Origin of the sequence: Limnospira sp. PMC 1279.21 (assembly GCF_032349615.1) — a bacterium.
GTDB lineage: Bacteria > Cyanobacteriota > Cyanobacteriia > Cyanobacteriales > Microcoleaceae > Limnospira > Limnospira fusiformis.
Genome location: NZ_JARPLU010000113.1, coordinates 1 through 13174, shown reverse-complemented (window position 1 = coordinate 13174; position 13174 = coordinate 1). Strand labels below are relative to the sequence as shown.

Annotated in this window: 13 protein-coding genes and 1 tRNA gene; 10 read left to right on the top strand and 4 right to left on the bottom strand. The window is 46.4% G+C overall.

All coding sequences use genetic code 11. From position 1 onward, the window contains the following. Positions 1 to 217 precede the first annotated feature (217 nt). A complete protein-coding gene (locus tag P5683_RS16425) occupies positions 218 to 727 on the bottom strand; it encodes a hypothetical protein (protein WP_006624321.1) in 510 nt (169 codons plus the stop codon). 61 nt (positions 728 to 788) lie between these two features. Here P5683_RS16425 and P5683_RS16420 point away from each other — a divergent pair, with 61 nt between their 5' ends. From P5683_RS16420 to P5683_RS16380, 9 genes are all read left to right on the top strand, one after another. Further along, entirely contained in the window at positions 789 to 1706 is a 918-nt protein-coding gene (locus P5683_RS16420) for a histone deacetylase (RefSeq protein ID WP_315640510.1), read from the top strand. Between the two features lie 25 nt (positions 1707 to 1731). After that, positions 1732 to 2298 carry a DUF4126 domain-containing protein gene (locus P5683_RS16415; RefSeq protein ID WP_006624323.1) on the top strand — a complete coding sequence of 189 codons (567 nt, stop codon included), beginning with the start codon at positions 1732 to 1734 and terminating at the stop codon, positions 2296 to 2298. A 161-nt stretch (positions 2299 to 2459) separates the two neighbouring features. Further along, positions 2460 to 3278, top strand: a complete 819-nt coding sequence (locus P5683_RS16410; RefSeq protein ID WP_006624324.1) for a hypothetical protein — start codon at positions 2460 to 2462, stop codon at positions 3276 to 3278. Between the two features lie 146 nt (positions 3279 to 3424). Next, positions 3425 to 4576, top strand: coding sequence for a glutamate--cysteine ligase (gene gshA / locus P5683_RS16405; RefSeq protein ID WP_006624325.1), 1152 nt, complete (start codon positions 3425 to 3427; stop codon positions 4574 to 4576). Between the two features lie 158 nt (positions 4577 to 4734). Next, entirely contained in the window at positions 4735 to 5196 is a 462-nt protein-coding gene (locus P5683_RS16400) for a tRNA (cytidine(34)-2'-O)-methyltransferase (protein ID WP_035759327.1), read from the top strand. 572 nt (positions 5197 to 5768) lie between these two features. Next, positions 5769 to 7946 (top strand): peptidoglycan DD-metalloendopeptidase family protein, encoded by a 2178-nt coding sequence (locus P5683_RS16395; RefSeq protein WP_006668433.1) that lies wholly within the window; start codon positions 5769 to 5771, stop codon positions 7944 to 7946. Positions 7947 to 8084: 138 nt separating this feature from the next. Next, positions 8085 to 8157, top strand: a tRNA-Met gene (locus P5683_RS16390). Between the two features lie 206 nt (positions 8158 to 8363). After that, the gene (locus P5683_RS16385; RefSeq protein WP_006624328.1) at positions 8364 to 8960 is read left to right on the top strand and encodes a peroxiredoxin; all 597 of its coding nucleotides are present in this window, start codon (positions 8364 to 8366) and stop codon (positions 8958 to 8960) included. A gap of 57 nt (positions 8961 to 9017) precedes the next feature. Further along, the gene (locus P5683_RS16380; RefSeq protein ID WP_006624329.1) at positions 9018 to 10199 is read left to right on the top strand and encodes a PQQ-dependent sugar dehydrogenase; all 1182 of its coding nucleotides are present in this window, start codon (positions 9018 to 9020) and stop codon (positions 10197 to 10199) included. Between the two features lie 267 nt (positions 10200 to 10466). On the opposite strand, the gene P5683_RS16375 is transcribed toward P5683_RS16380, so the two are convergent. Next, positions 10467 to 11441, bottom strand: coding sequence for an alpha/beta fold hydrolase (locus P5683_RS16375; RefSeq protein ID WP_006624330.1), 975 nt, complete (start codon positions 11439 to 11441; stop codon positions 10467 to 10469). 174 nt (positions 11442 to 11615) lie between these two features. Here P5683_RS16375 and infC point away from each other — a divergent pair, with 174 nt between their 5' ends. Continuing rightward, entirely contained in the window at positions 11616 to 12158 is a 543-nt protein-coding gene (gene infC, locus P5683_RS16370) for a translation initiation factor IF-3 (protein WP_006624331.1), read from the top strand. A 151-nt stretch (positions 12159 to 12309) separates the two neighbouring features. On the opposite strand, the gene P5683_RS16365 is transcribed toward infC, so the two are convergent. Together P5683_RS16365 and P5683_RS16360 are read right to left on the bottom strand one after the other, a co-directional pair. After that, complete coding sequence (locus P5683_RS16365; protein ID WP_006668434.1) at positions 12310 to 12468, bottom strand: hypothetical protein; 159 nt, start codon at positions 12466 to 12468, stop codon at positions 12310 to 12312. A gap of 31 nt (positions 12469 to 12499) precedes the next feature. Then, positions 12500 to 12664 carry a zinc ribbon domain-containing protein gene (locus P5683_RS16360; protein ID WP_315640501.1) on the bottom strand — a complete coding sequence of 55 codons (165 nt, stop codon included), beginning with the start codon at positions 12662 to 12664 and terminating at the stop codon, positions 12500 to 12502. Positions 12665 to 13174 lie beyond the last annotated feature (510 nt).

Sequence of the window (13174 nt, the reverse complement as noted above, 5' to 3'; positions counted from 1 at the left end):
CTGACACACCACCGATATCGCGGTCAAGAAACCCGTTTGTCCCAGAGGTCAAGAATAATTAATAATTAATAATTAATAATTAATAATTATTACCCTCGTAGCGTCCGAGGGATAACCTATCGGGTAAACGGCAAATTTTATTCATCTGACACACCACCGATATCGCGGTCAAGAAACCCGTTTGTCCCAGAGGTCAAGAAACCCGGTTTCTCAATTATTAAATTAATTTTTGCTTGAGTTGCTGTAATTTTTCTGGGGTAAGAATTACCTTGACATCCAATAATTGTGCCGGGTCTCTAAATAGTATCATTAAGCCATTATTGCCCACGGCAATATGAGGATTTTCGATATTGATGGTGTCATATTTAAGCTCAGGGATACTAACTTTCAGCACCAGTTGCTGTTGAGATTGAGAGAAAATATAAAGCTGTTGGTGGTCAAGGTAAAGCACCATTTTCCGGGGGGTGATACTACGTTGGTCGGGGTTGTTTGGTTTACTCCAAAAAATGGTGATTCCCCTGATTTCGGGGTTGCAAATTACAAAATTTTCGTCAAACTTTTGGGGTTCCCAGTTTAACTGACTGGGGTCTGTATCCTGTGGCATAAGTCGCTGTTGCCAGTCGATTTTAATATTCTGGAGGTTAGCCCACCATTGTCTAATAACTTCCAGGTTATTGGCATTATCAGGGTTGCTGCTGCCTAACTCCCAAATAGTTGTGCTATCCATGTTAATTGTCTCTAGTTGAATTTAATATTAGTTAGATTGTACAACCTGAATATATGCACCGATGAATTTGCCGATTGTTTTTCATCCCGACTATGTAGCCCCCCTGCCACCAGGACACCGTTTTCCGATGCCGAAATTTGGGTTACTTTGTGATATGTTACTCCAAGAAGGCGTAATCAGACGATCGCAACTTCATCTACCCAAACTGCCACCTACTGAGTGGATCGAATTAGTCCACCACCGGGACTATGTAGAGGCTTACTGTCAGGGGAAACTAGACCCGAAAGCACAACGTCGCATAGGTCTCCCCTGGAGTCAGGCTTTAGCACAGCGGACCTGTATCGCAGTGGGGGGTGCCATATTGACGGCTAAACTAGCATTATCTCACGGTTTAGCCTGCAACACGGCCGGAGGCACTCACCACGCCTTCCCTAACTATGGATCTGGTTTCTGCATATTCAATGATATAGCGATCGCTGCCTGTGTCATGCAAAAATTAGGACTAGCCAAAAAAATCCTGATTGTGGATCTTGATGTACACCAGGGGGACGCAACGGCGGTAATTTTTCAAGATAACCCCCATGTATTTACCTTTTCAATGCACTGTCAAGCTAACTTTCCGGCTAAAAAACAAACAAGCGATCGCGATATTCCCCTAGCCGTGGGTATGGAAGACGAAGAATATTTGCAAATTTTAGCCAGTCATTTACCTGACTTGCTTACGGAATTTCGCCCAGATCTAGTGATCTATGATGCAGGAGTAGATACCCATATTGGCGATCGCTTAGGAAAATTGGCCCTAACTGACTCTGGGTTATGGCGGCGGGAAATGCAAGTTTTGTCTACCTGTGTGGGAATGGGATATCCGGTGGCGGGAATTATTGGCGGTGGTTACTGTGAAGATATACAGAGTTTGGTTTACCGCCATTCTCTCCTACACCGCGCCGCTACGGACGTTTACCGCCAGTATCGCCTGTAATTAGATAATAGTAGAAAGTGAAAATATGATGATGAATTATCTGTTAGGGATTTTTTGCGGCGTTGGTTTAAGCGCCGCCTGTGGGTTTAGAATATTTGTACCCCCGGTAATTTTGAGCACAGCCGCCATATACGGCGATTTTGACCTACCCCCCGACTTAGAGATTTTGGGAACCGAGACGGGGTTGATAGCCGTCGCTACTCTGTTAGCAGTGGAGGCGATCGTCTATTTTATCCCCGGAGTCGATCATGCTTTGGATATCCTGGAAGCACCGATCGCTATGGTGGTGGCTACTTTGATTGTAGCTGCATTTTTACCAGACATGGAACCTCGGTGGATGTGGACAGTCTCTATAATTCTGGGGGCTGGATCAGCCGGAGTGATTGAAATGTTAATGGGTATTACCCGTGTCGCCTCTACTATGGCCACCGGAGGCTTGGCTAATCCATTGGTATCCACAATGGAGTTGCTGTGCGCTATGATCTTATCAGTATTGGCGATTTCTCTGCCTATATTGGGGGCGATAACAGTGGCGATCGTACTGGTGTTGGTAGTTCCGAAAATTTTGAGACGTAATTGGCAGCGATCATAAGTTGTGAAATAGGATTTTTACCCCCCACAAAGTTGCCCCGGTTGGCATAGGTGGAAAATGGCGATCGCCCCTGTGAAAATGGTAACAATGTCTCCAGTGATGCAGTGGCTTAGAATTGCTGTCAGCTAATATCAAAAAACCGACAGTGGGACACAACTACTATGAAACTCGAATCAAACGCTGACATTTTAGCCCCTCTCAAAAATAACATTTTATTTGATAAACTACCTCCCAAAGCCCAAGAATGGGCGGAAAGTTTGCCTTGGAAACAGCGGCGCTATTTACTGTCTTTGTGTTATATATTCTGTGCCTCCCCTCCCGAAAAACAGGCGGAATTTTTAGATGAATATACCGCCGATGGCTTAGTGTCTAAATTACTGGAAGATATCGACTCAATTAATCGGATTCAAAGATACTTTAACTGGTTTAAAGTGACTAGCCCCTTGACCGAGGGAGTTCTCCGCAAATATATCCGTCAGTTTTATATACACTCCGCCCAAGATGCCAGATGTCAGCCAGATATCTACTTGGAATCAGCTTTAAAATTGGTAGCCAGCACCCAAGAAAAAGAGAACGTTTTTAATTATATTGTCGGCTTTGAATTGATTAAAATCATGTTCACAATGAGTTGGCAACAACACGAAAGACTCGCCCGACTGCAAAAAAATCAGGACGATTTTATCAAACAATATATTAAACCTATTCAATATGCCCACCGCATTAATCGCCTGGTGGTCCCGAAAGATGAAAAAGTATTTTTTGCCAAACGAGATTATTTTGTGAAACCACCGGAAGTCAGTTCTCAAAAACTCATGGCTTTAATTATGGCAACTTTTACCACTGACCAAATTGTTAACTGTGGCTTTTCTGTAACTAGGCATATCCGGGCGCTAGAATTTGATTATGACTATATTTTTAACTTTTCGGAATCGGAAAGTATTTTTCCTTGGAACTCCGAATCAATGCTAGAATCAACTTAAAACTCACTCTCAGAGTGGGTCTTAGTCGTCATGTCTATAAACACGGGAACTGGGAAAGTCGGAGTCCTTACTTAATAGCTGTCAACTGTCCACTATAGGGACCCTATCCTAGTTTCCGTTCATCTAAATTTAAGTGAGGCACAAAAGTGTTACTACCCAAAGGTTTTGAAGTCGAAATGTACACGGGTACACCCCAGGGGGACATAGTAGGCTTTTCCGATAAAATAGTTAAAAATCTTGATGGGTTTGTCCGGGAACCAGATACCCGCAATGTGGAGTATATCACCGCCCCAATTTGCAGTTACGATCGCTCTCTTTGCGCTTTAGTCAAACCTCGGCAACAACTGCGACAATACCTGCGCCAACTTGGCAACTACACCATTATACCAGGTAGCACTCTCTCTCTGGGAGATAGTCGGCGCTTTTACCGTTCTGACCCCAACAACCCCTATCATGCCTACATTCAGGAAACCTACGGAACTGATGTAGTTACGGCCAGCATCCATATTAACATCGGTATTGATGATCCAGAAGTGCTAATGCGTGCCGTGCGCCTAGTGCGGGTAGAAGCACCATTATACCTCGCCCTAAGTGCCTCCTCTCCCTTTTTGGACGGTAAACCCACCGGTTATCACTCCCATAGGTGGCATTTGTTCCCCAAAACTCCCCGCCACGTTCCCCTCTTTGAAAGTCATTCTCATTATATCCAGTGGACTAATGAACAACTAGAAGCCGGAACTATGAGAAATGTGCGACACCTGTGGTGTTCCGTGCGTCCTAATGGGGTTCGTCGCCCCTACAGCCTCAATCGCCTGGAATTAAGGATTTGTGACCTAATGGTGAATCCCATAGCCTTACTGGCGACTACAGCCTTCTTAGAGGCAAGGTTATGGCAACTGATGGAGACCCCGAACCTAGACCCCCTGGAATTGAGTAGCCTACCAGCAAACACCCGCAATCAGGAATTAGTGGCGATCGCAGATGCCAACGAGGAAGCAGTAGCGCACCGGAGTCTGGATGCTAACCTGAAACACTGGAAAGATGGCAGCAGTATTTTAGCCCGCGATTGGATCGATAATCTGTATCAAGAAGTTTGGCCAGTGGCTAAACAGCGTGGTTTTAGCTGTTTTCTGTCTCCCCTCAAAAAGATTCTGCGGTCGGGAAACAGCGCCCAACAGTGGCTAAAACAGTATGAAAGTGGCATCGATACTCGTAGTATTATCAAAAAGGCGATCGCTGATGCTTATGAACAGGAGCAGGAACTTGAAGATAAATTATGTCAATTACTGGTTACCTAGTGGGTTGATGCAAAAGACCTATTAATATATCTTATGTCCTCAGCCAAGGAGGAAATATAAAGAAAAGCTATAGAAATGTGGCTTTTAGTTCAGGAGTTGGGGATTATATAGTATTAACTTCTGGCGGGTAAATTCCTGGCCTTTCAATGCGATCGACTATGCCCCAACTCGTTCTAGTTAATCCTCAAATCCCCCAAAATACAGGGAATATTGCCCGCACCTGTGCGGCGACCCAAACACCCTTGCATCTGGTGGGCCCCCTGGGATTTGAAATTAGCGATCGCTATCTGAAACGGGCAGGACTAGATTACTGGCCCTATGTACCCCTTAAATACCATACCCATATAGAGGATTTCCAAGCCTTTCACCAACCATTAGGGGGCCGCTGGGTAGGATTTAGCGCCCGTGGAAAACAGAATTATGTGTCCTTTCAATTTCAGGAAAATGATTGGCTGCTGTTTGGTAGCGAGACAGAAGGACTCCCCCCAGAAGTTCTAGCCCTCTGTCAAGCTACCGTCTACATCCCCATGTGTCAGCCGAATGTCCGCAGCCTGAACCTCTCCGTTAGTGCCGCTGTAGGATTGTTTGAAGCCCGCCGACAACTAGGTTTGCTGGCTTAACCCCCACGGTCTAAACATAAGTTTTGATTATATACTCTAGGAGGAGTAGCTCTATGTCTTCTGATAGATTTTCGTGATCAATCCAAGGATGTCTGGGTGAGAGGGTAAAGTCGGCGTAAGGATTGATGTATCAAGTTGTTGGCTACTTGAGTATATTCTTAACACTACTCTGCTAAAGTTGGGAAACCACAAAACATGGTTCCCAAGCCATTGTGTTTTTTGAGGTAGATGGTGTAAAGTTTGATTCGGGATCAACGGATTCCCAATCTGCATTTCCTGCCAACTGTCTTTTATCTATGACATCAAGGGAATTGCCAGATTGTTAACTCACACTCTCAACTTTGTGGTAATTGATGGGTAAAGGTGGCTTGTCGAAATTCAAAAAGCAAGGTAATCTGACCTAATCAATATCAATATGGCTGCCAGTGGTGGGCATCATGCAATCAGCATGATAAATATCACTTATCAGTTACTGTAATCGCAGGTTCTGCTTAAAGCCGTGTTAAATACAGATAACTGAGGAAAACCAGCCCCAAAAACAGTTTAAGCGCTTCTCCATAGGAGGTCGTTCTTTGAAAGGAACAGTTCCACACAACAATCAGCCTGTTGTTACGGATGCCATTAATACAGATATGAACGTGGAAACTACACAACAGGTGACAGCCCCCAGTCGGAGCAAGGTAAAAACCTCTGCTGCGTTCTTGGGTTTAGCGATTGCATCAGGTCTTCTGTTTCCCGAAGGGGGTAGTGCTGCTACTGAGTCACTAAAAGCCGATAGCACCAAATCGATGCAGTCTTCTTCCAATCAAGCTGCACTTAATCAAGACGGCGACTCAGTATCTGATTCATCAGATTGGCAACCATCCATTCTGCGAAACCTGACAGAATCTAATTCTGGGTCTATGGGTTCGGCAACCCCAGTAGAACCAGCAGCAGTTATTGACCATCAGGAAAACGAGACTCAAGCCCAAGAGCAAGCCCAGCCTGGGTCTGTGGTTGTCTCGGAACCGTCTTTATCAAAATCTGAAGAAAAACCTTTCCCCTATCAGTTTGACACCATAGAAAGGTTTGACACCACAGAAAGGGCTGTGGGAAATGGCATTAGCGGTTCAGACTCCTATAGCTCTGATGTGACGGAAAACACTGCCCCTAGCCCACGGTTTTCTCAACCTTCCCAGGTGAGCAATGCGGTTAGGGAGACAATTAGGGAAACTGATATCAGTTCCTTTAATAGGGTTCCCGGTACCTTGGTGATTGACTCAGACCCCACTCAGTCGGTTTCGGTGGTCTATAAGGTCAGTTCAGGAGACACTATAGCTCGAATTGCTGAGGCCCACGGGGTGTCAGTAGATGATGTGATTAGAGCTAATAATTTGACTGACCCTCACTTGATTAAGGTTGATCAAGAACTGAGGATTCCTAAACGTTTGCATAACTATCTGGCATCTCCAAGAGATAGTTACACAGCAGATCACAACTTAAACAACTCCAGAATTGATTTGGGTTCTGCCCAAACTACTACTCCTAGCCACAGAGCATCTACTAACAACAATACTCCGGGAGCTTCTGTTAGACTACGCTTGAGTCAAACTGTGACTCCTACAGTTCTCCCGTCCCAAATATCTGGCGATATCACCAAACCGGTGGGCCTGAAAGTGGATTTGGGCGATCGCTTGGGTACATCAAATGATGGCGGCGATCGCATTTCCCCCAGGAAACTTTCGGAACTCAGTCAACAAACCCCTGTCATAGAGTCTAACTATACTGATAACTCAACTACAGCTTCACGAAAGGATCTATCAACTAGTGGTGAGTCCCAACCCAGTAGTAATGGGGAATTTAGTCTTGCTGATGCTGAGGAGAGAAGGCTTACCCCTCTCAATCGCCGCCACAGCGGCAGTAGACTCTATAGCGATCGCCTGAGAACTGAGATTGAGCGACTGCGAAACGAGTACCACGCTCAACAGTCTCAACCCACCTATTCCTATCAAACTGTCAGCTTTTCTCAGGAACCAGAAGAAGTAGTGATCGAGGCGAAAGCCGAAAAAGCCGAAACCGCTGATCAGGTGTTGGCTGCTACTGAACCTAACCCCAGACGACTACAACGGATTAACCCTGAGTTTAACCCCACAGCCTACCAATATCAAAAGGATATCGATGGGGAAAAACCCTCAGACGGGGCTACTCAAGAGATTTCCCGCCGCCCAGAACCAGGTTCCGAAGATAACCCCAATTCATTGGTTGCTACTGCTCCTCTGGGGGCTAGTGCTTATGATCCACTTCAGAACCCTACTCTCGGTCGCATTGTTTCCCCCGATTTACCGCCACTACTTGGCCCGGATGCCTACCTACCGGGAGGCTCCACACGGTTTGCTGGCTATATTTGGCCAGCCGAGGGAATTTTAACCTCCGGCTACGGTTGGCGTTGGGGAAGAATGCACCGAGGTATTGATATTGCCGGTCCGGTGGGTACTCCCATCTTAGCAGCCGCTCCGGGAGTGGTTATCTTTTCTGGTTGGAACAGCGGTGGCTATGGCAACTTGGTGGAACTAGAGCATCCTGATGGCAGTGTTACCCTTTATGCTCATAATCACCGGAATCTGGTCAGTAAAGGGCAGAAAGTTACCCAAGGTCAGCTAATTGCGGAAATGGGTAGCACCGGGTTTAGCACTGGTCCTCACTTGCACTTTGAAATTCACCCCACCGGAAATGGGGCTGTCAATCCTATGGCTTTGTTGTCCAGGGATTAATGACCAATTTGCGGCTAAGAACAGACCCAGATCTTCCCCTGGTCTGTTCCCCCCCCCTTAACAGGTTGAAAATTTTTTTGGCGATAGCTTGCCATATATGGGGAAAAGGTGCTAGGATTATAAATTGTTGAAGAACAAGGCTCTGTAGCTCAGTGGTTAGAGCAGGGGACTCATAAGCCCAAGGTCGCAGGTTCAAATCCCGCCAGAGCCATTTATTGAACTGATTTAACCTAGGGTCCTACACAAAAACACATGGGACCCTTTGAGCCATGCCCCCCATAAACCGGGGCCTCTAACCAACGCGCCGGCGGAAATATCTGGCGGTCAATTATAGTATGATCAGGATGATGCAAGCATAACAAATGGTAAACTCAGCCATAAAAAACTGGGTTTTCAGAGGAATTAGGAGATTGACCCATGACAAGTGAGTGTATTCGCGTTGGTTTAGCAGCCCCGGATTTTACCGCCACAGCGGTTATTGACCAAGAGTTCAAAACTATTAAGTTATCTGAATATCGGGGTAAATACGTTGTTCTGTTCTTTTATCCCCTGGACTTTACTTTTGTCTGTCCGACAGAAATTACCGCATTTAGCGATCGCGCTGAAGAATTTTCAGCCATTAACACCCAAATCTTAGGGGTTTCTGTCGATAGCGAATTTTCTCACCTAGCTTGGATTCAAAGCGATCGCCAGTCCGGTGGAGTTGGCGACCTCAACTATCCCCTAGTGTCTGACATTAAAAAAGAAATCAGCGCCGCCTACAATGTGCTTGACCCAGAAGCCGGAATTGCACTGCGGGGTCTGTTCATTATTGACAAAGATGGCATTATTCAACACGCCACTATCAATAACCTCGCCTTCGGTCGTAATGTAGACGAAACCCTACGGACCTTACAAGCGATCCAATATGTGCAAGCTAACCCCGGCGAAGTTTGTCCCGCAGGTTGGAAGCCAGGAGATAAAACCATGAACCCCGACCCAGTTAAGTCTAAAGAGTTCTTCGCAGCTATCTAAATCAATAATAGTGCATAGTTAACAGTTGACCGTGACCAAGGCCCCATGAGATTCAAGATGATTCAACTCCTTACTCCCATTGCTGGCAGTTTGCTAGGAAGTTTGCTCTTGATGGCTTGTGCAACACCAACCGGAGTAGAAACCCAACCGGAAAACCCTATAGGACAAATCCTATCCACCGAGGTTGAGTCTGGTGCATCTATCCCTCTGAATCGGGAGTGGGAACAAACCACAGTAGTGGAGAATTTGGAACATCCCTGGGGATTAGCGTGGCTTCCTGATGGGACAATGCTGATTACTGAGCGACCAGGACGCTTACGGATAGTGCGCGATGGGGTTCTCGACCCTACTCCTGTAGCTGGGTTGCCAGAAATCTTAGTCCTGAATCAGGGAGGTTTACTCGATATTGCCGTTCATCCCCGGTTTGAGGAAAATTCATTGATTTATTTCACCTATTCCCAAGGAACGCCCGAAGCCAATGGGGTGGCAGTGGGTAGAGGGGAGTTAAGGGGAAACAGCCTAGAGAATGTCGAGGTGATTTTCCAAGCTGTTCCTTTGAAGCGGGGAGGACAACACTTTGGTTCGCGCATCGTGTGGTTACCCGATGATACTCTGCTGGTGGCGATTGGTGATGGGGGAAATCCACCGGTGGAACTCGACGGGGAACTGATTCGCTTACAGGCTCAAAATCGAGAGAGTCATTTGGGTAAGATTGTACGCCTGAATGACGATGGCTCAATTCCCGGTGATAATCCTTGGCAGGGAGACCCTGATAGTGACCCTGCTATTTGGAGTTATGGTCATCGGAATATTCAGGGGTTGGCGATTGATTCCCAACGGGGTCACGTTTGGTCTACGGAACATGGGGCGCTTGGTGGGGATGAGTTAAATCTGATTAAAGGGGGGAAAAATTACGGCTGGCCTCTTGTAACCCATAGTCGGGAATATACGGGGGGGCAGATTTCCGATCGCCAAACCCATCCAGATATGGTTGACCCCCATATCGTTTGGACACCAGCGATCGCTCCGTCCGGGTTAGCCGTGCATGGGGGCGATTTGTTTGCTGGGGGTTTGGTATCCCAATCCGTGCATCATATCCAATTAAATGAGTCCGGTGAGGTGATAGACCAACGAGCGATCGCGATCGGTCAGCGTGTGCGGGATGTTCGGGAAAGTCCTGATGGTCATCTCTATGTGTTGACTGATGCCGCCCCCGGGCGGTTAATTCGACTTCATTAACTTAGCGCGAGTTTTCTGGCTGTCTCCTGGATCCGGAAAAATTCAGTTTCTGCCTCAATTCTAACCCCTGGCGTGCAACTGACCGGATTTTCCAGAATTTGACCCTTCTCCCAGGTTAGGGAACTGGCGTCTTCTAGCTTGGTCTCACAGCGCAGCGGGGATTGGATTAGCCCCGTTGTATGCCCTCAATCATCAGGATTATCAACAAATCCGCCAGAAAATTGATACAGCTCTGGACGACTGACGATATCAGTGACGAGTTCGGCGTTAGGGTAGAGTTAGAGTTTCCCCTAAGCAACTTTTAATCCAGTCGAAAATTTCCCGGTTCACCCGTTCGGGACATTCATCATGGGGGCAGTGACCCGCGCCCTCCAGTTCTACTAACTTGATGTGGGGATTATATTTTAGGTAGAGGTGAGGTTTAGCCAGTTTCAGGGGAATCAGTCGATCCTGTTTTCCCCAGAGTAGTAATATGGGAACCTGCACCTGGGGAAATAGACTGCGTACAGCAGGGCCGAGTTTAGAACTCCCCATAATCCGAAACAGAATAGTAAAAGCCCTAGCTGCCCCTCGTTCTTGGGGTGGAGTAGATAGAATATGTATCAGTTCCTCTGTAACTGCATCAGGATTGTGATAGGCTAATTTAACCCAACGACTGATGACAGATGGTTGTCTCACTAGATAGAATATGGGACGTAATATAATAGGGGAAGCAACCAAACTTTGGATTAACTCAACTGGGGGAACCATCCACCCAGGTAATAAGTCCGCTTGAGCGGCGGGATCGGGTAAACTGAGCATAACCAAACCTTTAGCGGTTTTGGGATATTGAGCAACAGTTGCTAAGGCGATTAGAGAACCAATAGAGTTTCCCACCCAGATGGTCGGACGGCGGATAAAAGTTTGCCAAAAGTCATGCACCAATTCGGTCCAGAGGGAAACATTATATGGAGCGATCGCCTTTTCAGAACCACCAAACCCCAATAAGTCCAAAGCATAAACTGGGTGCGAATGACTGAAGACCGACAAATTGTGTCTCCAGTGGCCGATAGATGCACCAAAGCCGTGAAGGAAAATTAAAGGAACAGGAGAGTTGCTCCCGAGTGGGTCTTGAACCTCAAAAATAGGCGATTTAGCCTCTTTAGGGTGCTGCCAACGCAGAAAAGTATAGCGAACTCTCCAACCCCTCCAAATCCAATCACGCTGAAAGCCCATCTGTTTGTGCAAGTCTGGTAAATCCATCTAACCGTCGTCCTGAGTGCAACATAACTTGAAAGTTACCCCTAAAATACTAGGGTCCCTAAAGTTTAGATTAAATGTCAAGCCTATTGATATGGGAAATCAGTACAATGTTCGGTTAGTGCGACCCACAATTTTCGAGACATTCGTTAACCTCATTAACTTAAAATTCCTGTAATGCCTGTGATAGAATCAAAAAGAAATCGCAACTTACCTCAAATCAACGACAATATCCGCTTTCCTAAGATTCGCCTGATCGATACCGAAGGCGGTCAGCTAGGGATCATGACTCCCAGGGAAGCCATGAAACTAGCTCAGGAAAAGGAACTAGACCTAGTTCTGGTTAGCGATAAAGCTGACCCTCCCGTATGCCGGATTATGGATTATGGGAAGTTCAAATATGAACAGGAAAAGAAAGTTCGGGAAGCTCGTAAAAAGCAGCATACCGCCGATGTCAAAGAAGTTAAGATGCGTTACAAAATTGATGATCACGACTATCAGGTGCGTGTGAATCAAGCCAAGCGCTTCCTTAAATCCGGCGATAAGGTCAAAGCCACAATCATGTTCCGGGGTCGAGAAATTCAGCATAGCAACCTGGCCCGGGAGCTGCTAAAACGTATGGCAGTAGACCTAGAAGAACACGCAGAAGTTCAACAGTCCCCCAAACAAGAGGGACGGAGCATGATGATGCTGTTGGCTCCCAAAAAAACAACTAGCTGAGACTTAGGAATTGCGGGCCATTGTCATTTATCAAACCTGTTGCTGCTACAGTTATGATAAACCAGTAACCCCAGTTCCCCCCCCCATAACTGATAATTTAGAAAAGAGTTGACACTCCCCGTTCTAAAGAGACGGGGATTCTTGGTTCGCGCTACTCGCCATTAGACCGCAGGTTTACACCAACAGCCCAAGAGAGCCAATCTCCCCAAGCGTAAGTTCCGGCGTGCCCCGCCTTAGCTAGTCCGCGTTTCCGGATATTCGCTGCCACATTAACATCACGGTCGGCTACATACCCACAGTGCGAACACATTATGTGTTCTTTCTCATAGGGTTTTCTTGACTCATTGACCCCAGTTTGAGCATTCTTGGCTGGTATAGCGAGGCTCTGCAGCTACCGTCACCTTGCCATATTTCACACCAAAATACTCTAGCCAACTGCGAAAAGTAGACCAACCTGCATCAGAAATAGATTTAGCTAGTTTTCGATTTCTTGCCAGCCCTTTCACATTCAAGTCTGTAGATTGGATAACGGAATATGCTAATCTCTTGCAATATTCTTTTCGCTGCCTACTTACTCTTAAATGCTTACGAGCATATCTATTTATAGCTTTGTGATAGTTTTTAGATGGTTTTGGTCTGGCTTTCTTTTGAGCGTAACTGTACTTTTTGGTAGGGGTCGAAAGGGAAGTCGCCTTCCCCAACTCCCATACAAAACCGTGCTTGATACTTTCACATCACACGGCTCCTGATGTGGATACCCTATTGTCAGTAGGAACAGGGTTACTACCCCCTGCTTTATAACTTCAACTTTGGGAGCTATATACACTACGTAGTCTTTAAACTCGCTCTGGTCATAAGTACTCCTACTTATCGCAGTCTCTATATCCACACCGTGACTAGTGGGCATATCCCAACCATTACAGTTAGGCATTAGCTTTCAGTCACATCCCTTCCCCTTATGGGGTTAGGGGTCGAGAGTGAAGTCACCTTCACCCTCTCCCATTCAGAACCGTGCT

Bases quoted from the DNA above. Each gene is read 5' to 3' on its own strand.
- P5683_RS16425 (WP_006624321.1), bottom strand. From the start codon at position 727: ATGGATAGCACAACTATTTGGGAGTTAGGCAGCAGCAACCCTGATAAT.
- P5683_RS16420 (WP_315640510.1), top strand. From the start codon at position 789: ATGAATTTGCCGATTGTTTTTCATCCCGACTATGTAGCCCCCCTGCCA.
- P5683_RS16415 (WP_006624323.1), top strand. From the start codon at position 1,732: ATGATGATGAATTATCTGTTAGGGATTTTTTGCGGCGTTGGTTTAAGC.
- P5683_RS16410 (WP_006624324.1), top strand. From the start codon at position 2,460: ATGAAACTCGAATCAAACGCTGACATTTTAGCCCCTCTCAAAAATAAC.
- P5683_RS16400 (WP_035759327.1), top strand. From the start codon at position 4,735: ATGCCCCAACTCGTTCTAGTTAATCCTCAAATCCCCCAAAATACAGGG.
- P5683_RS16385 (WP_006624328.1), top strand. From the start codon at position 8,364: ATGACAAGTGAGTGTATTCGCGTTGGTTTAGCAGCCCCGGATTTTACC.
- P5683_RS16380 (WP_006624329.1), top strand. From the start codon at position 9,018: ATGATTCAACTCCTTACTCCCATTGCTGGCAGTTTGCTAGGAAGTTTG.
- P5683_RS16375 (WP_006624330.1), bottom strand. From the start codon at position 11,441: ATGGATTTACCAGACTTGCACAAACAGATGGGCTTTCAGCGTGATTGG.
- infC (WP_006624331.1), top strand. From the start codon at position 11,616: ATGCCTGTGATAGAATCAAAAAGAAATCGCAACTTACCTCAAATCAAC.
- P5683_RS16365 (WP_006668434.1), bottom strand. From the start codon at position 12,468: ATGTGTTCGCACTGTGGGTATGTAGCCGACCGTGATGTTAATGTGGCA.